We start from the raw sequence: 22,799 nt of genomic DNA, 5'->3' as shown, positions 1-22,799 counted from the left end.
TATAAGAACTTTAGTAAAGAAAGCATTCTATAATGGCTGGAAACTCTGTAAAAAGTACTATTTTTCTTTATGTAAACATTCTCTATTGATTAAAATCACTATCTTTACGAAATAAAATATCAGTAAAGAGATTGTTTCTTTTTATGTTTAACAACATATAAATAGCGAAATATGATAAGTAAAGATAAAATTGAAAAACTGGAAGAAATCACAATTGAAGATTTTAAAGAGTTAATGGGAAACTTGATTAGTTTTTTAGGATATACGGACACTATTGTGGATGCAAATTCAATTACTGCTATCAGAGAAAGTCCTTTGAGTTCTGAAAAATATATGTTTATTTTGTTAGAAGAAAGATTGAGTGGTATTGTTAATGTAGATGAAATTGAAAAAACAATACTTGATTATCATAACAGAATAAAGCCTGATGTTACGTATTTAGTTTCTCCTAAAAACATTTCAAATGGATTTGAGCGCAGTTTAACTCAAATAATACCACAAATAAAGCTTAATTTTATAGGCAGAGACAATCTCATAGATTTGATAAATAAGCATTATGATGATTTTTGGAAGCATAAAGATTTAGCGTTGTTAGAATACGAAAAATATTTTCACGAAAATATATCAAAAGATAATGAACTAAAGAAACTTAAAATATTTAATGATAAATATCAGAAGATTTTAGATATATATATTGAACCTAGAATTACTCATTTTTACGAAGAGAAAGCGACTCAAACGCCCGTAAAAAAAAGAATTTTAATAGATGACGTTGTTAAAAACTTGAAACCCATTGTTATATCAGGTGATGCTGGGACAGGAAAATCTACTCTTTTAAAGAAAGTTGGAGAAAAACTAATCAAACTAAATCAAGAAAATATTGAAAGAAAAAACATACCTGTTTGTATAAGTACGTTAGAGCTTTTAGAAGAAAAATACCAAATAAACCAATTAGTAACTAAAAAGTTATCTGTATTTTTTGCGAATTTCAATTTAGAAGATTTATCTAAAAGTTATCAAATAACTCTCTTAATTGATAGTATAGATGAGTTTGGAGGTGAAGAACAAAAAATGATATTGAACGAGTTACAGAATTTATCGCAGAATCATAAAATTAGGTATATAATTACATCTCGAAATTCAGATAAGATGGAATCTCTCGGAGAGAAAATATTTGATTCTTATACGATTGAACGTTTCAATAATGAACAAGTTAAGAAATTTATATCAAACTTTTTTCTTGGTGAGAATTCTAAAACGGAATCACTTCTTGATGCATTACGTGAAAACAGAATTATCGAAAGACTTCCTATTACTCCTTTAACACTATCTCTTATATCTATATTATACGAAGAGAATAATTTAGAGATTCCAGCAACAATCGCCGATATTTACGACAATTTTAACTCCTTAATTATAGGGAGATTGACTGTTTCTAGTCGGATTGAATTTGTTGATATTTCATTTAAGGAAAGAATATTGTCATTATACGCATTGCATCTTCTGGAAAAGGAACAACATATTCCATTAACAAAAGAAGAGTTTTTTATCTTTTTTGAAAATTATTTTAAAGAAAAAACATTGCCAATAAAAAAAGGTACATTGAGAGAAGTGCTAGATTATTTAATTGATAATACAGGAGTTCTTATTATTAAAGATAATAAATGGGTGCAATTCAGCCATGATTCATATATGGAATATTATGGCGCTTTGGAAATATTTAAACACCGAAGAGATAAGGAAGACTTATTGATTGAAAATTTTTTCGATTTTAAGCTACAAAATGCAGCAGTATTTTATGCAGGAAAGTCTAAAGATATGCCCGTTTTTCTAGAAAAAATAATTGCCAAATTAAAGAAGGCTACTGCGTTAAAACATTTCATGTCTGGGGTACTTGGTGCTGGATATTTATTGCAAGCTTTATATCAAACAGATAATACTTTGAGAAAAGATGCTATATTACAAGCATTAGACCTTAATGCAAAGTCCACAGATATACTTATCAAACTAGCGGCAGACGATGTTATTCTTTTCAGAAGTTATTCAATACCAATTCTTCAAATAATGAATCTATTCTATTTTTACGAAACATTCAATTCTGTAACAATAAAAGAACCATTAAAAATGGCGTTTGATTTTTATTATCAAGATTATAAAGATACAGGCAAAGCAATTAATGCGCTAAAAGCAATCACTTTAGCTCTGGTGTTGGATTCAAAACGAATATGTTATCCCCAAGCATTAGAACAAATTTTAGAAAACGATAAAATACTGAAAGATCCAGGGCTATATACAATCCTAGATTTTTCGTTTAGCACGTTTAATAATGAGAAATACAACAAATTGAAAAAGGAAATTAGAGATAATTATTTCCCTAAGATATCATCCCCTGTTAGAGAATTAGTAAAATTGCCGGCTAGTAGAGTTAGGTTTACTAAATTGGATACCATATCTTTAGATAAAAAAGTTCAATTAATTGTTGAGGGGAAATCTGACGCTGAAATTATAGAACATGCTTTTTATGTATTGACGGGACAATCCCCCTATTGGAGTATAAAACCAGCGGGAAATGAATCAGGTGGAGCCATTGAGGTTAGTAAGGTAATTATGAATTGTAAATCTTTAATAGATAAAAATGGAGTTATAATTGGTATTTTTGACCATGATGCTAAAGGTTTGCAAGAATTTAGAGGACTTAAACCTTCTGTTTTTGAAAAATATATAAATGATACTGTACGAAAGCATATTAGCTGCGAAGCATATGCGCTTTTACTCCCTGTACCCGGCGAGATGGACATATATTTAAAGAAAGACCAATCATTTAATTTCTTTGAAATTGAACATTATTTTGGCAAAACATTTTTGGTTGAAAATGACATCGTAGAATCTACAGATATCCCCGAAGTATATAAAATAAAAGAATCAAAGAAAAAAGCGCTCTCTAAATTAGTAAGAGGGCTTCAAAATAAAGAGCACTTTATTTATTTCATAGATTTGTTTAATGCTATAGATAAAATAACAGGGATAGAACCTGAATATACATTGGAATAGCAATTAGAGTATATAAAGAGCTATTTCTACTATTAATTAATAGAATAGTAGAAATAGCTCTTTTTATTTTGATGTTTATTTTAGTCTGAAATAATTTTAATAACACCAAACATGCTATTTTCTCTTACTACTATCATTATTAAATAAATGAAAACGTAAGTTGTTGCACCTGTCCGAAGCTATCCTGAAAATACACATCTACCGTCTGCTGGTCGGTCGATGCAGAGGTATAGTAAAGCCGGAATGTTTCACCCGGAAGCGGGTACAGGTCATTCGGCAGTAAAACCGTTCCATCGGACATTTTCAGCGTTCCCGCCCCGTCCGGCTGAAAATAGCGGATGAAATACTTTGTTTCCTCAAACCGCCCATCCCGGTGAAGCTGGCAGCGTATTTCCGCCGTTTCACCTACCTTTAATTTCTTCGGTACAGGCATCGTTTCGACAGTGAACGGGTAAGACTGCTGTATATCCACATTGTCATTACAGGCACTCACTAACAACAGGGCAGCCACCATGTAGCACCCTATCAGCATCTTATAAATTACATTTCTCATATACATTGTATATAATAGGTTAGTTTATCACATGATTATCTTTAGTCCGACCCCGAACTGTGTATGGAACTTGCCAACGGAAGAACCGAACAGGCATCTTTCCCGTGCGTTAATCAGGAATACCACCCGGTCAGTAATATAACTCTCCAGTTCCAGCGTCAGCGCACCGCCATAGACAAAACCGTCCTTATCGGTCAGGGTCGAACCATCAGGTAGCAGCTTGTCACCCCAATTACTTGTTTCGTACCCGGCAAGGGCAGACAAACCCAGCGAAAGGAAAAAGGTTTTCTTCCGGTCTGAAAGAAAGTTCAGGTAGTAACCACTCTCACCTGTAAACTGGCTTACGGGTATCTGTAAATCCTTATAGGGGTAATGCTTTTCGAGGTATTCCCCGCCGATAATCCACCTGTTCCCGTTTTTGGTATAGGTACTCATGGCAGCCCCGAAGTAATAAGCGAAATCGCTTTTACTGTTCCAGTGAACGCCGTCCGCCATGCCGCCCGTAACCTGCAAGCCTTTCATTCCCGGCAGACATCTTTGTGCGTGTGCCCGGTTGAAAGTCAGGCACAGCACAAAAAGGGATATAATACAGCATATCCTTTTCATGTTCATTTGATTTTAAGTTCGTTAATCACTTTGGCTGCCACGACATCCGAGTTCTCCACCCGGATAGTTTGGTGTCTGCCCCCGTTTTTTTCCATCAGTTCAATAACCAAGACCTTATCATCCGGTATAGTGAATTGTGGAACGGTGTACACGGTGCGGACGGTACTTTTGCCATCGATAACCAGTATCTCGTTATAGCTCCGCACCGGGTCAATGACGGTTTCCTGAATAGCCGTTCTTTTGGCTACTTTCTTATCCACAATCTTGAATCGGATAAAATCGGTATCAAACGGCACGTTTGAACTGTTCCTTACCTGTGTGTGGAAGTAAAAAAGCCCGTTATGCGAATAAATGCCCTTTACCAAGAACTGCACCCCGAACCGCTTGCATCCCAAATGCTTTATTTCCCGGTCATTGTTCTTGTAGATGGACTGCATAATCAGCTTTACCAAGAGCGGGCTTTCGTTACCCAATTCACGAAAATAGATGTTCATCCGGGTATGGCTAAAATCCGTTGTGTCCTCATTCTCCAAGAAATCTTTCATTTCGATGTTCAGCATTTCCGGTTCATGTGCATACTTTGCATTAAAGGAATAAAAGCTGCCATCCTCACAGATAACGGAAAAATTGGTTTCACCGGGAAAGCCCTCTGTCGTAGCCTTAACCCTGACAACATTTTCCGCCCCGTCCGCTTTTCCGGCAATAATATAGTTACTGCCTAAGTCCACATACTTAACGGCAGACGGGAAAATAATATGTACTGTTTTGGCAAACGTCACCTGTACGCCGTAAGGTGTCACCATTTGGCGGTAAGGGAGCTTTTTAGTAATGCCCTGATACAAATCGTTACTTTGTGCTTTCACGGAAACCATGCCCATGATAAGAGCGAATAAAATCATTAACTTTTTCATTTGGATTGAAATTTTTATGGTTGATAATTGATAAATAGATTATTGCTGTTTGGCGTAAAGCATCACCTGATAGTTCGCTTTCAGGTGTACCTTTACCGTTCTGAACTTCTTGGCAAGGTATTGCGAACCGCCTTGCATCAAGCCCCTTGTAATATCCATTGCGACCTGCTGCCCGGCACTTTGCGCAAAGGAAATGCTCGTACCCAGCCCGGCGCCGATATTCGCCATCGCTTCCTTTGCCGCTTCCTGTTCCAGTGACGAGGGAACGGAAAGCCCCTTTTGCCCGTCACTGTCGTAAACGGCAAGTTCCACAGGAATGATGTTACCCGCATATTCGAGCGAGGACACCAGTATGTCGAGCCGTTCCCCCTGCACTTTGGCACTTCCCGATACAAGGCTGTTTTTCGGGACAATCACGTTCCCCGCTTGCAACGGTTCTAACAGCCGCAGTTTGACGGTCTGCCCGTCCATAAGTGTTTGGTCGTTATGAATACATGCCCGGATAGTGTTCTTTCCCATCGAATAACCACTGCCGACTGCCGTATTAAACCCATAATTGCGTGGTTTGCTGTATTCGGCGATAAATTCGGCATTGCTCATGGGCTGCTGCAATCCTGAAACCGTCCTGTCCGATATAGCTTTTACGGGTGTGGCACTTCCTTTTTCCTGAATAGCTGCTGTGGGTGTTACTTGTGCTACCTGTCCCGGCTGCCCGCCGTTCATGTATTTTGCCGCCAGTTCATAGGACTTTTCCATAAGAGCCACCTGCTCGTCCATGCTGCCCGCCCCGTTTTTTTTCGCATCGAGCCGGGCAGTGAGTTCTTCCACCTGACGTTTCAGTTCCTCTTTTTCCTTGTCCTCTTTCGGCGTTTCGTAGAAACTGCCTAACTGACGGTTCATGTCCCGGTAAGCTGCCGCCGATGATTGGATGGAGGAACGGCTATTGTTCGGCGCACCCGCCCCGAAATCTATTACATTGGTTTTCGGCTTTTCCGCCGGAGCATCATCTATCAGGGTTAAATCTTCCCCGTTCCCGTTTTCCTCTCCCAGCGAAAAGGCAAAATCCTGTAAGGAGCGCATCTTGTCCGCCTGCTTGTTCTCCATCTGCTCCTGTTCGTAGGCTGTCTTTTTATCGCTGATTATCCCGTCCCCTTTGGGTTGCGGAATATCAGCATTAAATCCGCCCACGTTTTCCACTTTTGCTTCATCCTTATCGGACGGTGCAAAAATCAGGTACATAGACCCCAAGAAAACCAGTCCCATAATCGGATAAACCAGCATCTTCTTTCGCTGCTGTATCTGCTGCGGGGTAAGTTCCTTTTTTTCTTTTTCCTGTTTTTCAGGTTCTTTCTTCCTGTCCGTTTCCGGTGCGGGAACTTCATTCTTCACTTCTTTTTCTTCCATTGTCTGACTGATTAAAAATGTTCGTACTGTCTTTACCTTGTAGCTGCAACTGCCTGATGTGTTCTATCCGCAGGATTTCGCCATCCTCTTTTCCTATCCGGTAAATGGATGATACCGTAAAGTAGATGGATAGCCCGCCGAAGAACAGGAGCATAAGCAGGATTACCGCCAGCCTTATTTCCGGTGTCATGCGCCCGCACAGGTGGCGGAGTTTTTCATCCGCCCAGTCCCGTACATGGGTAATCGCCTGATTGACCGGAGAGAGAATTTTCCGTATCATGGCTTACCGCTTTATGGTGTTTAAATCCTTGTTTTCCGTTATCTCGAAGTTTTCCATGATAAAGCCGTGCGGGTTATTATCACTTCTTACGGCGTTTAATAACCGGCAACGGGTGACAAGGCTTCTTTCCGTCATGCTGCTTTCACGGATAATCATTTGCCGGGCATAGGTAGCCACCGCATACGGGTACACATCGAAATTGCATGAAACGCTGTCTATCTGTATCGTTTGGCTGATATTGCCCGATATGATACGGTTGTAATACCCTTTTTCCGAGAGGTCACGGTAATAGTTGAATGCGCTCTTGTCAGCGAGGAACAGCGACCGTTTGATATTGCTTTCGATAGCGTTCTTATCCGGGGACAATGTGAAAAAGAGTTCGTGGAAACGCTTCACGTGTTCCCTTGCTTCGACCGGACGGTTTTGCGAGAGGTCTTGCGAAAGCGCAAGCATCAACGACTTGCCACCGTCCAGCACATAAATCTTCTGCCGTTGAGCTTCGGCAAACGTGTAGGAGTTCCAAACAGCATAACCCGTTATCAGGGTACACATGACGACAAACACAATTCCGAAAAGACGTATCTGTTTGAAACTGGTTTCAATATTCTTTAAACTTTTAAATTCCATCTTGATTTTTATTTATTGGTTACTTTTGATTAGTTTACCGCCGACCCTGCCGCCAGCGTTCCCGGTGGCTGCTCCGGCTACCGCACCCACTCCGCTACCTGTTTTGTTAGCTGCATTGTTGATGTTCCGGCTCATGTTACCCATTCCACCTGCCTGAATAATCCAGTTCGATACGGTGGGGATGGTGAAGTAACCGATGATACCGATTATCATAAAAATGATGTACACACTGTTACTTCCGTCCGGTATGAAATTGGGGTCTGATAGCTCCTGAATATCCTTTTGGAGCATAAGCACCTGTATTCGGGCAAGAATGGAACTGAACAGGTCTGAAACAGGCAGCCATAGGTAAACGGAAATGTACCTTGTTATCCATTGGGTCAGTGTCGCCTGAAAGCCATCATACACGCTGATGGCAAAGGCTATCGGACCCAATATCGCCAGTACAATAAGGAAAAAGGTTCGGATAGTGTCTATCACAAGGGCTGCCGATTGAAAGAGCAGTTCCAAAAGTTCCCTGAACCAGTCCCGGACGGATTGCTTGATATTGTGGGCTGCCCTATCCATGTACATACCGCCCATCGTGGCAATATCTTTGGCAGACCATCCCAGTTCATCTATCTGCTTGTCAAATGCTTCATCCGAAACAAGGTAAGCCGTTTCCGGGTTGCGTACCATCGCTTCATATTCCAGCTTGTCCTTTTGCGCCCGGTAAGCGTTCATATCGAAAGTCTGCGTTTCGAGCATGTTGTTACAGCCCCTTACCACAGGTGACATGACACTGTTAATCGTACCCAGTACGAATGTGGGGAAGAACATAATACAAAAGCCAATCACAAAGGGACGCAGAAGCGGGTAAACGTCTATCGGTTCGGCACTGGCGAGCGACTGCCATACTTTGGCAGCCACATAGAACAAAGCCCCCAGTCCCGCTATTCCTTTGGCTACCCCCGCCATGTTCCCGCATAAAGGCATCATGTCCGTGTACAGACTTCGTAAAATCTGATGCAGGTTATCAAATTCGATTGCTAATAACATACTACTTATTTTTAGAAGTTACCAGTAACGTTCATCCGCCGAACCATATAAAGCCATTACCCGGTCAGTGTCCTTTTTCTTTTTCGCCCGCAGGTAGGAGACAGAAATATTTTTGCGGGTATAATAACTTACCAAGTCCCGGTAGTTTTTGATGGCGTTATACGTCCGGTCGATAACGTCCATCCGTTCCTTGTCCGACATGGAAAGCCCGTTGATGTTCACCACGCTTTTCATTTCTTCCAGCACATCGGAACTTTCCTGCAACAGTTGGGTATATCCGTAGGCAATGGCGGAAAGTTCGTCCGGCGTATAGTTTTCATCCGAAAGCATCTTCTGAAAACTGTTCACATAGATGTCGGAAATTTCCCCGATAAGCAGGATGGACTTTTGCACCTTGCGGGCATCTTTGACAAGGTTATGTACTGATTTAAGCCTGTCGTAGTATTCCTTACCCTGTTGGTAAATCTTCACCGTTTCCTGAAAATTCTTTACCATATTCTGTGCGGTGGATGATGTCTGCACGATGTTCTTTGACGCATTGATAATCCCTTGCGCCAAGTTGCCGGGGTCACTCACGACCCACTGTGCGTTTACCTTTCCGGTAAACAGGCTGCATACTACGAGCAGCATTATAATCTTTGTTCTCATACGCTTACTTCTTTATTGGTTGGTTACTCCGTTTGTATTCTCCGCCGGGTGAAAGCAGAATCCGGTCGTTCTCCTTGTCGTAGGTCAAAAGGACGGAAAGCCCCGTTTCGATGAACAGGTTTCCGTCCTGTTCTGAAATCTGATAGGTTTCCGTTTGGATAGTCCCCCGGTAAGTTATTTTGCGGGTCGTTACCCTATAATGCCCGTTTTCCTCAAAGAGAGAGAACGCCGGACGGTTTTTCACGCTTTCCCAGTCGCCACGCATCGCCCTAAGACGGTCGGCGTTCGTTTCCTTACAGGAAGAAAACCCCAGTAACAAGGTGCATAACAGCACCGGAAACAGGAATTTTAAATGTTTCATACTGATTGATTATTAAATTGTTAATTGATTATTTTTCGGGATTACGCTTGCATTCGGCAAGCCGTTTGATAGCCAGTTCGAGATTGCCGCCCAGCTTTTCAGACAAGGCGAAAAGTTCCATCTTTTCCGTTTCTTCGGTCATATATGTAAAATATTCTTCCAAACTCACTTCTGTGGCATATACGGCGGACTGTGTACCGCCTAAGCCTATCCAAACTTCCTTGTATTTCCGGTTGGGATGATTGGCAAGGTTGATGGAAAGCACCTGTGAACGCTCTTTATCGGTCAGCCCTAAAAGGTTCTGTATGCTGTCGAACTTGTTCAGATACTTTCTTTGGTCGAGCAGTATCTTACAATCCGAATTGTTTATAATACTCTCTTTTACAATGGGTGAGGAAATAATATCTTCCACTTCCTGTGTGACTACAATCGCTTCACCGAAATACTTTCTGACGGTTTTATAGAGGTACTTAATATAATCCGCCATGTTCGCCGATGCAATCGCTTTCCACGCTTCTTCTATCAATATTAATTTTCTGATACCCTTTAGTTTACGCATCTTGTTAATGAACACTTCCATGATGATAATCGTAGTAATCGGGAACAGGATTTTGTGGTCTTTGATATTATCCAACTCAAAGACAATGAAGCGTTTATGTAACAAATCAAGCTCCTTGTCGGAGTTCAGCAGGTAGTCGTATTCGCCCCCTTTGTAGTAAGGTTCTAATACATTCAGGAAATTGTCTATATCAAAATCCTTTTCCCGGACGTTCTTTTTTTGCAGGTGTTCCCGGTAATCGGTTTTCACATACTCGTAGAACGTATTGAAGCAGGGAGTAACCGAACTGTCCTTAGTAATCAGTTCGATATAGGAACTTACAGCGTTTGACAAAGCCACTTCTTCCGCCCGTGTGGGTGCTTCATCGTCCCTTTTCCACAGGGTCAGGATAAGCGTTTTGATACTCTCCTTTTTCTCAATATCAAATACCCCATCTTCCACATAGAAAGGATTGAACGCTATCGGGTTTTCGGTGGTATAAGTGAAATATATTCCATCTTCCCCGTGTGTTTTGCGGTTAATCATTTCACACAGCCCCAAGTAACTGTTTCCTGTATCGACCAACAGGACGTGCGCCCCTTGTTCGTAATACTGGCGCACCATGTGGTTGGTAAAGAATGACTTGCCGCTACCACTCGGCCCAAGTATAAACTTGTTGCGATTGGTAATGATACCTTTTTTCATGGGTAGGTCTGAAATATCAATGTGCAACGGCTTTCCAGTGACCCTATCCACCATCTTGATACCAAAAGGGGAAAGCGAACTTTTGTAGTTCGTTTCTTCAGTGAACAGGCAAAGAGCCTGTTCGATAAAAGTGTAGAAACTTTCTTCCGCCGGGAAGTCCCCCTGATTGCCGGGTATGCCCGCCCAAAACAGGGTCGGCGTGTCGGTGGTGTTATGGCGTGGCTTGCACTCCATAAGTGCGAGCTGGCTGCCTACATCGTTTTTGATATGCTTTAGTTCGTCCCGGTCGTCACTCCATGCCATGATATTGCAATGGCATCGCACGGAGATAAGCCCCTGTGAATGTGCTTCGTTCAAATATTCCTCTATCCAAGCCTTGTTTATCTGATTGGCACGGCTGTATTTGGAAAGCGAGTGCATATTGCGAGCCATCTTTTCAAACTGTTTCAGGTTCTCCGTATGGTCGTCAATGAAGATGTACTGGTTATAGATATGGTTACAGGAGAGCAACACGCCCACCGGAGAAGCAAAAGATAACCTGCAATCGCTCCGGTCGGTGGATAACTTTTCATAGCGGGTATCTGTTCCCACCTTGCCCGGCATATCTTCCGCATCCGAAAGGGTATGCAAACAAAGAATATCATCGCCAATCTTCATTTCGTCAGCACCCAGTGAAATATCTTTCAGTGTGGTGGTATCGGTCTGTGAGAGTGAAAAGTATTTCTCCACAATACCCGCCGTTTCCCTTGTTCCGGTGATTTCGTCCGAGTTCAGGCGGGTAAGGGTAATGAAACCGCTATCGTTCATAATGCTTTCAAACTGCCCCACCGCTTCGAGGAATTTTGTAACCGTTTCCTTATCCTTTATCTCTTTGGGGACAAGGAAACCCCGGCAAAGGGTGGAAAAATTACTCTGCATCCGGCTGCGTTCCTTTGTGGTTTTCGTCAGGAACAGGTAGCAGGTATGATTTAAGAAAGGTCTTTCATTGAAATGCCGTTCAAAGGAACGGGAAAGGAAACTCAAATCATCCTTTTGGATGTCAGGCGCATAGTTCTCTTTGATGAACCAGTCCTGTTTGTGTACGATGCTGTAATCGGGCAGCACCTTTACCGCTTTGTTCCAAGCGGAATGTATCGCTTCGTATTCGGCTGCCGTGACGGTGAACAGTTCGGGCAGTTCCACCCGGAACGCCACCGTTATGTCGGCATTTTTGGAAACGATGCAGCCGTTTTCCACCGTGAACAGTGGAAACTTGTTTTCCAGCGTAGTAGCTTTTAATATATTTCTCATTTCGATGCTTGTTTTAAATGGAATAATCGGGATATGGCTTTGCGGTTGATGATATGGAAAGGGTGGCTTTTGCGTGCGGACAATTTCATTAACCCGTGTGTCCCGTACTTTTCATTTAACCGGAATGTGAGCCATACAAGCAGCGTCGCCGAAGTAACGCCGAAGATGATGCACACCCACTGGTTGATACCCACCATGTACATGATGATGAAAAGCACGAACAGGGCTAACAGCCCGCCCGCAAAAATGAAAAGATATTGACTTTTCAACCCTTTAAACTCAACTGGCTTGCCTATCCCCCTGTTAATCGGATAGTCTGCCATAGTCCGTTTCTTTAGAGGAAGAATGAACGTAGGATAGTGGCAGCGACTATCAGGAAGATACAAGCACCGAACCATGAAGCCGCCGTTTTGCTTGTATCAGGGTCACCCGAAGAAAACTTGCCATAGACTTTCACGCCGCCAATCAAGCCCACCACCGCACCGATGGCGTAAATTAATTTTGTCGCCGGGTCGAAATAACTTGTTACCATATTGGTAGCTTCTGTAATACCCGCCATGCCGTTACCTTGTGCAAAAGCGGAGGATGCAGCCAAAAGAACGGCTGCCGAAAAGAGAACTTTCTTTTTCATTATAAATACATTGTTTTTAAATTGCCGGACGGGTGGATAGTCCGCCCGGCGGAGTGATTAATAATTGAATTTTTGTGGTTGCGGGGAGTGTTCCCCAGTGTTTAGAAAGCTTTGTCTTAACCGTACTCTCTTTGTTTCATCATCTTATTATTTAAAGTTTACCATTAAAGAAAATCGTTCATGTCAAAATCTGCCATTTCATTACTTCCGGCAGCCGGGATGATGGCGGGTACGGGTATCTCATGCTTTTGTAAAAGTTCCGCTACCCGTGACCTGCCCCCGTTAATCTGCTCCACCAGTGAATGAAACAGGTTTGTTTCCGTTCGGCAGATGGTCTGTACCGCTTGTCGTTCTTCCGCTTCGGATGCTTGTTTAACCTCAATGACCTGTACCATTTGACCCAGTTCCCCCAGCGTGATGCCCTGTGCCATTTCCGGTTCACCCTCACCCATGTAACAGGCGATTTCTTCCGCTTCGATTTCATCTTGTAAAACGTCCAGTTCTTCCGCATCTTCCGCTTCAAATTCCATTTCAAATTCGGTTTCAATCGCTTGCGGGGCAGGTCTTTCTTCCTCTGCTCCATCGCTTTTCGGGACAAATATAGAAGCATTATCAACCCCTTTTGAAAGGTGTCCTAAGATGTCCCCGTTTGTCCTCATTTGTCCCATCCGGTAACGGCTTGCCCCTACAAGGGAATCCCTGTTTCCGGTTTTCACGGTCGGTTTGCTTCCCGGCTGTTCCGGCTCTCTTTTTCCGTTTGTAAACCATGTTCCCAAGCTGTCCCGGTATCGCCATAAGAGGATGGCGTAATACAGGAGCGTTCCGATAATAAACCATTTTAGCATATCAGAACGGCTTTTCAAATTTGCTTTCGTACAGTTCGTTTATCTCGTCCTGAAACTGGTCGAAATGCCGGAGCAGGATATTTTCTACATAGCTGCTCACGGTCGCCTTGCGTCCGCCGATAACGGTTACTATCTTCATCAGCTTTTCGTGTGTGGCACGGCTGACATATAACGGTTGTCGGTCGGTCAAGTCCACCCGCATGAAATAGGTTTCCCGGTAATCGCCCGGAGCGTTCTTTTTCCGGCGGGCAGGTTCTTTCGCTGCCTTTTCTTCCTTTGCCGTTTCCTGTTTGTCCGGCTTATCGGGTGTTTCCCTTTCGGTTTCCACCGCCGCCGATGTTGGCGTTTCCTGTTTCTTCACGGGCAAGCCCTGTGAAATAATCTCTTTCATAAAATCTTCGTCAATTTGCGGTTTCCCGCCACTTTGCTTTGCCATATCGTTACAGTTTTATAAGGTATGCGATTTCGGTTATCAGTTCTTCCATGTTGCTGCCCTTTACCAGCCGTTTGTCCGCCGGGAACAGCGTGGAACGGAACACGGTTTTACGCTGTGCGTCCAGTTCCTTTTTAAACCTTTTGGTGTCCGGGATAAATACTTTCATAAGGGGTAGTTCCAGTTCTCTGATGGTCTGCTCATACAGGGTGTAGAGGTCTGTTTTCTCCCGTCCATCTACCATGTTCCAAAACAGGTGCAGCCCTTTCAGTCGGCACGCTTCATTCTTAACCAGCAGTTTATGGATAGCCACCGCAAAGGAAAGGCTGCTTTCCAATACCACCCGGTCGGCGGCTATGGGGGTGAAAATATAATCCACCCCTGAAAGGGAGTTGATAACACCCTCGCTGTTCACCGTTCCGGGCAGGTCGAAAAAGACCACATCATAGTCCATCCCGGCAGACGCAAGATATTCATCCGCCGTTTTTATCGCTTCGTCCGGTGAACTGCAAAGCACCGGGTACGCTTTCTTTCCCAGTGTCTTGAACTGATGAAAGGCAAGCTGTTTGTAGTAATCATCCCCGTTCACCTGTTCGGCATCCCGTTTGCGCATGGCACTGATACTGTGCTGCGGGTAGTCGCAATCCACGACTGCCACGTTATACCCTTTTAGGTAATACAGGTAACTTGCCACCAAGACGGTGAACGTTGTTTTGCCGACCCCGCCCTTTTGGGTGGAGAAAGCCACATACAAGGTTTCTTTCTTCATTGTCATTTTGAATTATTGTGATACATCTTTATTGTTTTCCATCCGTTCAGATTGACAGACAGAGTATTTTCTTTCGTTCCATACAGGAAGCCCGAAAGCAGGAATGATTTCTTTCTTCTTATTCTTGTTCCTTTCAATCTTTCCACAAAGACGGACAGTTTTCTTTCCCGATTGAAAGACTGTTTGCTTTCAATCATTCCATCCGTTTTGCTTTCCTGCTTTCTTGAAAGATTACAATCTTGAAATCTTGTTTTCAAGTTTTCAAAACCGCTTTCTTTCCGTCCGCTTTCTGTTACATATTTCCATCCGTCCATATTGCTTTCTTTCTTAAATTCGGGACAAATAAACATAGAAAAACAACCCGTTTCGAGATGTGTCCTCAAATGTCCCCGTTTGTCCTCATTTGTCCTATAACCTGCTATTTCACAGCATTTTTAATACCCGTTACTTTGCAACCGAAAGGTATCGGTCAGGCTAACTAAGCCCCCGCCGCCGGGAGCGTTCCAATATCCGCTAACTCCAATCCATCGGTAGATGGATTTTTATTTGCACTGGCAAATAGCAAGGTGTGTTTTAAGCTGCTTGAAATTCTTTCAGCAGCTTTGAACGCCTTGCCCGGACGAAGCCGGGATAGGGTCACTCCGAAGTCGTAACCCTTTAAAAAAATGTAGCATGAAACAGAAAAATGAAAATGCGCCCCGTCCGGGTGGCGCAGGACGCAAGCCCAAAGCAGACCCGGCAGTGTTCAGGTACTCTATCAGCTTCAATGCGATAGACCACGCCCGCTTTTTGGCATTGTTCGACCAGTCCGGTATGCGCACCAAAGCGCATTTTATCACCGCCCGCATCTTCGGCGAACCGTTCAAAGTGATTAAAATCGACAAGGCGGCAGTCGAATATTATACCCGGCTGACCGCTTTATATTCCCAGTACAGGGGAATTGCCGTGAATTACAATCAGGTGGTAAAGGCTCTCCATACCAATTTTTCAGAGAAGAAAGCACTCGCATTTCTCTATAAACTGGAAAAGGCAACGATAGAACTTGCCGACCTGAACCGCCAAATTATTGAACTGACCCGTGAATTTGAAACAAGATGGTTGCAAAGATAAGCGTAGGAAGCTCCCTGTTCGGTGCGCTTTCCTACAACCAAAACAAGGTGGATGAAGAGCAAGGAAAGGTACTTTTAAGCAACCGTATGTTTGAGAGCGAGGACGGGAATTTCAGCATCCGGCGTTGTATGGAATGTTTCGATATGCACCTGCCCGCAGACCTGAAAACGGAAAAACCGATTATCCATATCTCCCTGAACCCACACCCGGATGATGTGCTTTCAGACAGCCAGCTTGCAGATATAGCCAAAGAGTATATGGATAAGTTGGGGTATGGCAACCAGCCGTATATGGTGTACAAGCACGAAGATATTGCAAGGCATCATATACATATCGTTTCCATCCGGGTGGACGATACGGGCAAAAAGATAAACGACAAGTTCGAGCATATCCGCAGCAAACAAATCACCCGTGAACTGGAACAGAAGTACGGGCTGCATCCGGCAGAGAAGAAACAGGCAGCCGAACGCCCCGAACTTAAAAAGGTGGACTACCGGGCAGGGGACGTAAAGCACCAGTTATCCAATACGGTGAAAGCCCTTGCCAGCAGTTACCGTTTTCAGAGTTTTACGGAATACAAAGCGTTGCTATCTATATATAATGTACAGGCGGAGGAAGTGAAAGGGGAAGCGAACGGCAAACCCTATAACGGTATTGTCTATTCAGCGACCAATGACAAAGGGGAGAAACAGGGAAACCCGTTCAAATCTTCTTCTTTGGGTAAGTCGGTAGGTTACGAAGCCATTCAGCGGCGTATCAAGAAATCGGCAAAGGACATTCAGGACAAGAACCTGAAAGAGCGTACTCGCCGGACAGTCGGCGCAGTGATGCAATCCGCCCGTAGCCGGGAACAGCTTATTACGGAATTGAAAGCGAAAGGCATAGATGTACTTTTCCGGCAGAACGATACAGGCAGGATATACGGTGTAACATTCATCGACCACGAAAACCGTACCGTCCTGAACGGTTCACGGTTGGGAAAGGACTTTTCCGCCAATGTGTTCAATGACCTGTTTTCCGGCTCCCATACTTTGTCGGGAAACAGCAAACAGGAAATGCAGGAAGACGCACTGGAATTTAACCCGACCGGACACCTTGAAAATACAGGCAAAACCATTGCAGGACTGTTCAGCCTGTTATCCGGTGGGAACGATACGCCACCCGACAACAGCCAAGTTCCACCACCCAAGAAGAAAAAGAAGAAGAAACAAAGACGTATTTAATAACTATAAAATTTCAATTATGCAGAATGAAGATGATTTAAGAGGACTTGCAAAGGTCATGGACTTTATGCGGGCAATCAGTATTTTATTTGTAGTGATAAACATCTACTGGTTTTGTTACCAGTCGTTCCGGCAGTGGGGTATCAATATCGGGGTAGTCGATAAAATCCTGCTGAACTTCCAGCGTACCGCCGGGCTGTTCTCCAATATCCTGTACACCAAACTTTTTTCGGTGGTATTCCTTGCGCTTTCCTGTTTGGGTACAAAGGGAGTGAAAGAGGAAAAAATCACATGGAACAAGATTTATGTATTCCTGACAATCGGTTTTATCCTGTTTTTCCTGAACTGGTGGCTGTTGGTTCTGCCGTTGGCACTGGCGGCAAACACAGCATTGTATATCTTTACCATGACCGCCGGGTATCTTTCGCTACTTGCTGCCGGAGTATGGATTTCCCGCCTGTTGAAAAACAACCTAATGGATGATGTGTTTAATTTGGAAAATGAAAGTTTCGCACAGGAAACACGCCTGATAGAAAACGAGTATTCCATCAATCTGCCGACACGGTTCTACTATAAAAAGAAGTGGAACGATGGCTGGATAAACGTTGTAAACCCGTTCAGGGCAAGCATGGTATTGGGTACGCCCGGTTCAGGAAAGTCGTATGCGATAGTCAATAACTACATCAAACAGCAAATCGAAAAAGGCTTCGCTGTTTATATTTATGACTACAAATTTCCTGACCTTTCAGAGATAGCTTACAATCACCTAATCAACCATTTAGACGGGTATAAGGTACAGCCTAAATTCTACATGATTAACTTTGATGACCCACGTAAAAGTCACCGATGCAACCCGATAAATCCGGCATTTATGACGGACATATCGGACGCATACGAAGCCAGTTATACCATCATGTTAAACCTTAACCGCAGTTGGATAACCAAGCAGGGAGATTTCTTTGTAGAAAGCCCGATTATCCTGCTGGCTTCTATCATTTGGTTTTTGAAAATCTATCAGGGGGGCAAGTATTGTACATTTCCGCACGCCATTGAATTTTTGAACAAGAAATATGCCGATACGTTCACTATTTTAACCAGCTATCCCGAACTGGAAAACTATCTTTCACCGTTCATGGACGCATGGGAAAGTAATGCGCAAGACCAGCTTCAAGGGCAGCTTGCAAGTGCTAAAATTCCACTTTCCCGTATGATAAGCCCAGCTTTATATTGGGTAATGACAGGGGATGATTTTTCACTGGATATAAACAACCCGGAAGAACCTAAGATTTTGGTAGTAGGCAATAATCCCGACCGTCAGAATATCTATTCCTGTGCTTTAGGATTGTACAATTCCCGTATTGTGAAGCTGATAAACAAGAAGCACCAACTGAAAAGTTCCGTAATCATTGACGAATTACCGACCATCTATTTTCGGGGACTGGATAACCTGATAGCAACGGCACGAAGCAACAAGGTAGCGGTCTGTTTGGGCTTTCAGGATTTCAGCCAGTTACGCCGGGATTATGGGGATAAGGAAAGCAAAGTAATCGAAAATACGGTGGGTAACATCTTTTCCGGTCAGGTGGTTTCTGAAACGGCAAAAACGCTTTCAGACCGTTTCGGAAAGGTCTTACAAAAACGCCAAAGCATGACTATCAACCGGAATGATAAATCAACCTCTATCAGTACGCAAATGGATAGCCTGATACCACCCAGTAAAATATCCAACTTAACGCAGGGTATGTTCGTGGGTGCGGTCAGTGATAATTTCGATGAACGCATTGAGCAGAAAATATTTCATGCGGAAATTGTGGTGGATAACGAGCAAGTGAAACGGGAAACAGCCAACTACAAAAAGCTGCCCCAAATTATAGATTTCCGGGACGAGGACGGGAACGACCGGATGCAGGAAGAAATACAGGCAAATTACAACCGGGTCAAGCAAGAAGTCCAGCAGATTGTCACGGATGAAATGGAACGGATAAAGAACGACCCTGAATTGTAATATTTAATAAAGGAATAGTAGTTTATATCGTTTCGTTGGTGTTGTTATATCGATAATCGTGTTTTTATTTACGATATTTGATATATTTATATCAATATGCTTGTTTTGTATTACGAAAAATGCTACATTTGCCACATAATTGATTTTAATGGGTTATGTACACAGAAATATTAAGAATAATAGAAGGGGGATTAGCTAAAGACACGAAAAAAGTCTATAGCTATTCCAAGTTACTTGCCGAAAAAATGGGCAAGGATGGAGATAGCAGGATGTCTAAAATGATTATGAAAGCAATAGAAAATAGAATGGCTACGACCATTACTATGGATGAATTGCTAACAACACCTGTTGACCAAGAAAGCCGATTGAGTATTGTAGATGTATCAGTCCCCTCGGTTGATAGTACGCCAATTGTTCTACCAAAATTGATAGATAATAAAATAGCAGACTTTATTAATGTTGTAAAACACCAAAGTCAGTTAATTCAAAAAGGAGTAGAAACGTCAAATTCACTACTTCTTTATGGGAGTCCGGGATGTGGAAAAACAACTATTGCTAAATATATATCTGAAAAAACAGGATTGCCCTTAGTCGTTGCAAGGTTTGATGCCATTGTGTCTTCCTTATTAGGGAATACAGCCAAGAATATTAGAAAAATTTTTGACTTTGCTGATCATAAACCTTGTATTTTATTTTTGGATGAATTTGATGCTATTGCGAAAGCAAGGGATGACCAATATGAATTAGGAGAATTAAAAAGAGTAATAAATAGCCTCTTGCAAAATATAGATTCTTTTGCAAAACAGAATATTCTTATCGCAGCTACTAATCATCCAGAATTGTTAGATAAAGCAATTTGGAGAAGATTTAATACGGTTATAGAAATAGGTGTTCCTCAAGATGAAGAATTAGTTAGACTATTAAAAACTTTTGTAGATGATTTTAATACGGATTTTACGACTGATGAAAAAAAATGCGATAAAATAGCTAAATTACTTATTGGTAAGTCGCCATCTGATATAAAAACAATCATCAATAATGCAAAAGCTAAAATTGTTATAAGCAATAGAGATATTCTCCAATATGAAGATGTTCTGATTGAATTGTTTGAGTTTAACAATAGAGGTAATCTTACTGTTGACGGGTTAGTAGAATATTTGAATGACAATGGAGTTCCCCAAGCGGCTATTGCTGATAGGATGGGGATTTCTCTTAGACAAGTTCGCAATTATTTAAATAAACAATCATAGTTATGGCAAAAAATCTTCCTATTAAGTTCTTTCAAAAAAGACAAAAAGACGAATTAGATACGGAAGGTGGTAGTAGCAATAAGCCACCTAAATGGGTCAATCCTGAAACTGTATGTGAGAAATCAATACATTTTAGACAAGTGTTAAATGAAGTTGCAGAATCTTTGTCAAGAAAAGTGAGACGTAATAACTACGTTCCTTCTGTTGTAAAATTAAAGATGAATTCTGATGCCTTAGCTAAAACTTATCGCAGAGAAGTTGCAAACCTATTTAATGTAGGTAAGTTAAATACGATTGGAGTAAGTGGTGAAGATGAGGTTTTGGTTAAAATAGATAACAAAGATGATTTGCGAAGAATTTCTGATAAAATAGCATATGCAGAAATGAGCCATCCTACTCCTTCTGTTATCATAGGTATTTCTGCTATAATTAACATTGAAGAGTTTAAACCTCAAGTTAATGTAACACCTACTGCCGGAACAATATTGAAAGTCAAACTATTTAACTACTATGACAATTCTTTGAATAGTGTCTTAATTAAAGAATTTGAAAAGTATTGTAAAGAGCATAAGTTAAATTATAAAAGTGTTCCTTATTCTGGAGAACTGAATATTTACCGAATAGATGGTATCACTATAGACGCATTTAATGAAATAAAAGAATTTGATGGTATTCAATTAATATCAGAGATGCCAACTTATGATATTACTATGGATTCTGTTTCTGAAAAGAATAATATACCTGTAAAATATCCTAAAGCTGGTATTGAATATCCGGTAGTAGGAATATTGGATACAGGAATTGCAGATATAGATCATTTAAAGCCTTGGCTATGTGACGAAAGCATTACATACTATTCTAAAGAAGATGTAAATAAAAATCATGGAACTTTTGTTGCAGGAGTATTATTATATGGAGATGAATTAGAGGGGGAAAATTATACTGGATTTGATGGGTGTAGGTTATTGGAAGCTATTGTAATGCCAGATACTTCAAAACAAAGTATAACTGAAGATGAATTGATATTTCAAATATGGGATGCTGTCAGTAGAAATCCTGATGTAAAAGTATGGAATCTTTCTTTAGGAACTAATAGGGAAGCTGATTTATATGAGTTCTCTGATTTTGCCAAGGCATTAGATGAAATACAAGAACAAAACAATGTTCTTATTTGTAAATCAGCAGGTAATTGTACTAATTTTAAATTGAATGCTCCGGTTGAACGAATAGCAAAATCAGCAGATACTGTAAGAGGTTTGGTTGTAGGTTCTTTAGCACATGATAAAAATAATACTGATATTGCAGAAAAAAATAATCCGTCTCCTTTTTCAAGAATTGGACGTGGTCCTTCACATTTAATAAAACCAGATGTAGTTCATTTTGGAGGTAACGTGGGATTAGATAGTTTCAATAATATTACAACAAACCCTGTTAAATCATTTTCGGTTTCAGGTCAAGTAGTTGGGAATGTTGGTACAAGTTTTTCAACGCCCAGAATAGCTGCAATAACTTCTGGACTTGATGCGATGCTAAATGAATCCTTTAATCCAAACTTATTAAAAGCTTTAATTATACACTCTGCAAAATATCCGGAGGAGATGAAAATGCAGATAGCTGATAAAATTAAATATACAGGATTTGGACTTCCTTCTAATGTTAAAGATATTCTTTTTAATGAACCTAATGAAATAACACTTATACTTCAAGATACATTAGAAAGAGGACATTTTATTGATATACTTGATTTTCCATTTCCTCAAAGCATGGTGGATGATGAAGGCTATTTTTATGGAGAAGTTACAGTTACATTAGTTACATCGCCTATTCTGGAGGTTTCACAAGGTGCAGAATATTGTCAGTCTAATATAGATGTTATGCTTGGCACATATGATGAAAAGATAGAACGTGATACTACAAAGCGAACTGTTAAGAATCCTATTGGTGCGGACGGAAGGCAAAATGTTTTAGCAATGGCAAATTATAGCAAAAAAGCATCCAAGGACATCACTTCTCCTTTTGCAACTGAACGAATGCTGGTTGCTTATGGTGATAAATTCCAGCCAGTCAAAAAATGGAGTGTAAATTTTGATGAATTTACGCCTGCTAATAAGGAGAAATTTCTAAAAGCACCTAAGAATTGGTATTTAAAGATGGAAGGATTGTATCGTCATTTTACAGAAGAAAAATGTGAGATGGAAGATAGAACACCAAGCCAAGACTTTTGTCTTGTAATAACCATCAAAGATACCAAAAAGAAAGGTAATATATACAATGAAGTTACTCAATTGCTTGATAATTTTAGTTTTATACATAGCAATGTGAAAGTTAAAGAAGAAGTACGAATCAGATTAAATAGCTAATAAACCAAGAAAAAACAATAAGCCTCAAAAGCGGGTAACTTTTAAGGCTTTATCATAGGAATGTTAAAACTATAGGAGTATTACAGGGTTGGTTACCCTTGCCATTCCTACTTTATTGAAAATCCAATATTACTGCAAATATAGTCATGTTTTCAATAAAA

General features: G+C 41.4%; 21 protein-coding genes and 1 pseudogene. 6 read left to right on the top strand and 16 right to left on the bottom strand.

Going from position 1 to position 22,799, the window contains the following annotated elements; genetic code table 11:
• Window positions 1–171: 171 nt before the first annotated feature.
• Window positions 172–3,051 (top strand): NACHT domain-containing protein, encoded by a 2,880-nt coding sequence (locus tag DWZ03_RS10595; RefSeq protein WP_057318694.1) that lies wholly within the window; start codon window positions 172–174, stop codon window positions 3,049–3,051.
• Window positions 3,052–3,190: 139 nt separating this feature from the next.
• Here the strand turns inward: DWZ03_RS10595 and DWZ03_RS10590 are convergent, their stop codons facing one another.
• From DWZ03_RS10590 to DWZ03_RS10515, 16 genes and pseudogenes are all read right to left on the bottom strand, one after another.
• On the bottom strand, window positions 3,191–3,610 hold the full coding sequence (locus DWZ03_RS10590) for a DUF3872 domain-containing protein (RefSeq protein ID WP_120129924.1): 420 nt from the start codon (window positions 3,608–3,610) through the stop codon (window positions 3,191–3,193).
• A 21-nt stretch (window positions 3,611–3,631) separates the two neighbouring features.
• Window positions 3,632–4,210, bottom strand: a complete 579-nt coding sequence (locus DWZ03_RS10585; RefSeq protein WP_044544889.1) for a conjugal transfer protein TraO — start codon at window positions 4,208–4,210, stop codon at window positions 3,632–3,634.
• Window positions 4,211–4,212: 2 nt separating this feature from the next.
• Window positions 4,213–5,121, bottom strand: a complete 909-nt coding sequence (gene traN / locus DWZ03_RS10580; protein WP_044544890.1) for a conjugative transposon protein TraN — start codon at window positions 5,119–5,121, stop codon at window positions 4,213–4,215.
• A gap of 39 nt (window positions 5,122–5,160) precedes the next feature.
• Window positions 5,161–6,525 (bottom strand): conjugative transposon protein TraM, encoded by a 1,365-nt coding sequence (gene traM / locus DWZ03_RS10575; RefSeq protein WP_044544891.1) that lies wholly within the window; start codon window positions 6,523–6,525, stop codon window positions 5,161–5,163.
• On the bottom strand, window positions 6,500–6,805 hold the full coding sequence (locus DWZ03_RS10570; protein ID WP_044544892.1) for a TraL conjugative transposon family protein: 306 nt from the start codon (window positions 6,803–6,805) through the stop codon (window positions 6,500–6,502). The genes traM and DWZ03_RS10570 overlap by 26 nt, the downstream gene beginning before the upstream one ends.
• Window positions 6,806–6,808: 3 nt before the next feature.
• A complete protein-coding gene (gene traK, locus DWZ03_RS10565; protein ID WP_073348151.1) occupies window positions 6,809–7,432 on the bottom strand; it encodes a conjugative transposon protein TraK in 624 nt (207 codons plus the stop codon).
• Window positions 7,433–7,444: 12 nt separating this feature from the next.
• Window positions 7,445–8,470 carry a conjugative transposon protein TraJ gene (gene traJ, locus DWZ03_RS10560; RefSeq protein WP_044544894.1) on the bottom strand — a complete coding sequence of 342 codons (1,026 nt, stop codon included), beginning with the start codon at window positions 8,468–8,470 and terminating at the stop codon, window positions 7,445–7,447.
• 18 nt (window positions 8,471–8,488) lie between these two features.
• Complete coding sequence (locus DWZ03_RS10555; RefSeq protein WP_087879900.1) at window positions 8,489–9,118, bottom strand: DUF4141 domain-containing protein; 630 nt, start codon at window positions 9,116–9,118, stop codon at window positions 8,489–8,491.
• Between the two features lie 4 nt (window positions 9,119–9,122).
• Window positions 9,123–9,479 carry a DUF3876 domain-containing protein gene (locus DWZ03_RS10550; RefSeq protein ID WP_044544896.1) on the bottom strand — a complete coding sequence of 119 codons (357 nt, stop codon included), beginning with the start codon at window positions 9,477–9,479 and terminating at the stop codon, window positions 9,123–9,125.
• Window positions 9,480–9,507: 28 nt separating this feature from the next.
• On the bottom strand, window positions 9,508–12,012 hold the full coding sequence (locus tag DWZ03_RS10545) for a TraG family conjugative transposon ATPase (RefSeq protein WP_120129921.1): 2,505 nt from the start codon (window positions 12,010–12,012) through the stop codon (window positions 9,508–9,510).
• Window positions 12,009–12,335, bottom strand: a complete 327-nt coding sequence (locus DWZ03_RS10540; protein WP_032529744.1) for a DUF4133 domain-containing protein — start codon at window positions 12,333–12,335, stop codon at window positions 12,009–12,011. The genes DWZ03_RS10545 and DWZ03_RS10540 overlap by 4 nt, the downstream gene beginning before the upstream one ends.
• Window positions 12,336–12,346: 11 nt before the next feature.
• Window positions 12,347–12,643 (bottom strand): DUF4134 domain-containing protein, encoded by a 297-nt coding sequence (locus DWZ03_RS10535; RefSeq protein ID WP_005926215.1) that lies wholly within the window; start codon window positions 12,641–12,643, stop codon window positions 12,347–12,349.
• A 164-nt stretch (window positions 12,644–12,807) separates the two neighbouring features.
• Window positions 12,808–13,488 carry a hypothetical protein gene (locus DWZ03_RS10530; RefSeq protein ID WP_120129918.1) on the bottom strand — a complete coding sequence of 227 codons (681 nt, stop codon included), beginning with the start codon at window positions 13,486–13,488 and terminating at the stop codon, window positions 12,808–12,810.
• A 1-nt stretch (window position 13,489) separates the two neighbouring features.
• Window positions 13,490–13,924, bottom strand: a complete 435-nt coding sequence (locus DWZ03_RS10525; protein WP_120129915.1) for a DUF3408 domain-containing protein — start codon at window positions 13,922–13,924, stop codon at window positions 13,490–13,492.
• A 4-nt stretch (window positions 13,925–13,928) separates the two neighbouring features.
• On the bottom strand, window positions 13,929–14,690 hold the full coding sequence (locus DWZ03_RS10520; RefSeq protein WP_044544900.1) for a ParA family protein: 762 nt from the start codon (window positions 14,688–14,690) through the stop codon (window positions 13,929–13,931).
• Window positions 14,691–14,692: 2 nt separating this feature from the next.
• Window positions 14,693–15,004, bottom strand: a pseudogene (locus DWZ03_RS10515) (hypothetical protein).
• Window positions 15,005–15,362: 358 nt separating this feature from the next.
• On the opposite strand from DWZ03_RS10515, the gene mobA reads away from it, so the two are divergent.
• From mobA to DWZ03_RS10485, 5 genes are all read left to right on the top strand, one after another.
• Window positions 15,363–15,800: a conjugal transfer protein MobA gene (gene mobA / locus DWZ03_RS10505; RefSeq protein WP_117904953.1), complete on the top strand. Its 438-nt coding sequence runs from the start codon at window positions 15,363–15,365 to the stop codon at window positions 15,798–15,800.
• A complete protein-coding gene (mobB, locus tag DWZ03_RS10500) occupies window positions 15,785–17,023 on the top strand; it encodes a conjugal transfer protein MobB (protein WP_117904955.1) in 1,239 nt (412 codons plus the stop codon). Before mobA ends, mobB begins: the two co-directional genes overlap by 16 nt.
• A gap of 19 nt (window positions 17,024–17,042) precedes the next feature.
• Window positions 17,043–19,028 carry a conjugal transfer protein MobC gene (mobC, locus tag DWZ03_RS10495; protein WP_120129912.1) on the top strand — a complete coding sequence of 662 codons (1,986 nt, stop codon included), beginning with the start codon at window positions 17,043–17,045 and terminating at the stop codon, window positions 19,026–19,028.
• Window positions 19,029–19,183: 155 nt separating this feature from the next.
• Complete coding sequence (locus tag DWZ03_RS10490) at window positions 19,184–20,278, top strand: AAA family ATPase (protein WP_057318690.1); 1,095 nt, start codon at window positions 19,184–19,186, stop codon at window positions 20,276–20,278.
• Window positions 20,279–20,280: 2 nt separating this feature from the next.
• Window positions 20,281–22,638 (top strand): S8 family peptidase, encoded by a 2,358-nt coding sequence (locus tag DWZ03_RS10485; protein WP_207805207.1) that lies wholly within the window; start codon window positions 20,281–20,283, stop codon window positions 22,636–22,638.
• Window positions 22,639–22,799: the final 161 nt, after the last annotated feature.

It is taken from the genome of Bacteroides sp. AF29-11 (assembly GCF_003602895.1).
Lineage (GTDB): Bacteria > Bacteroidota > Bacteroidia > Bacteroidales > Bacteroidaceae > Bacteroides > Bacteroides uniformis.
The sequence above is the reverse complement of the archived record's forward strand: the minus strand, read 5'-3'. Positions and strand labels throughout refer to the sequence as shown.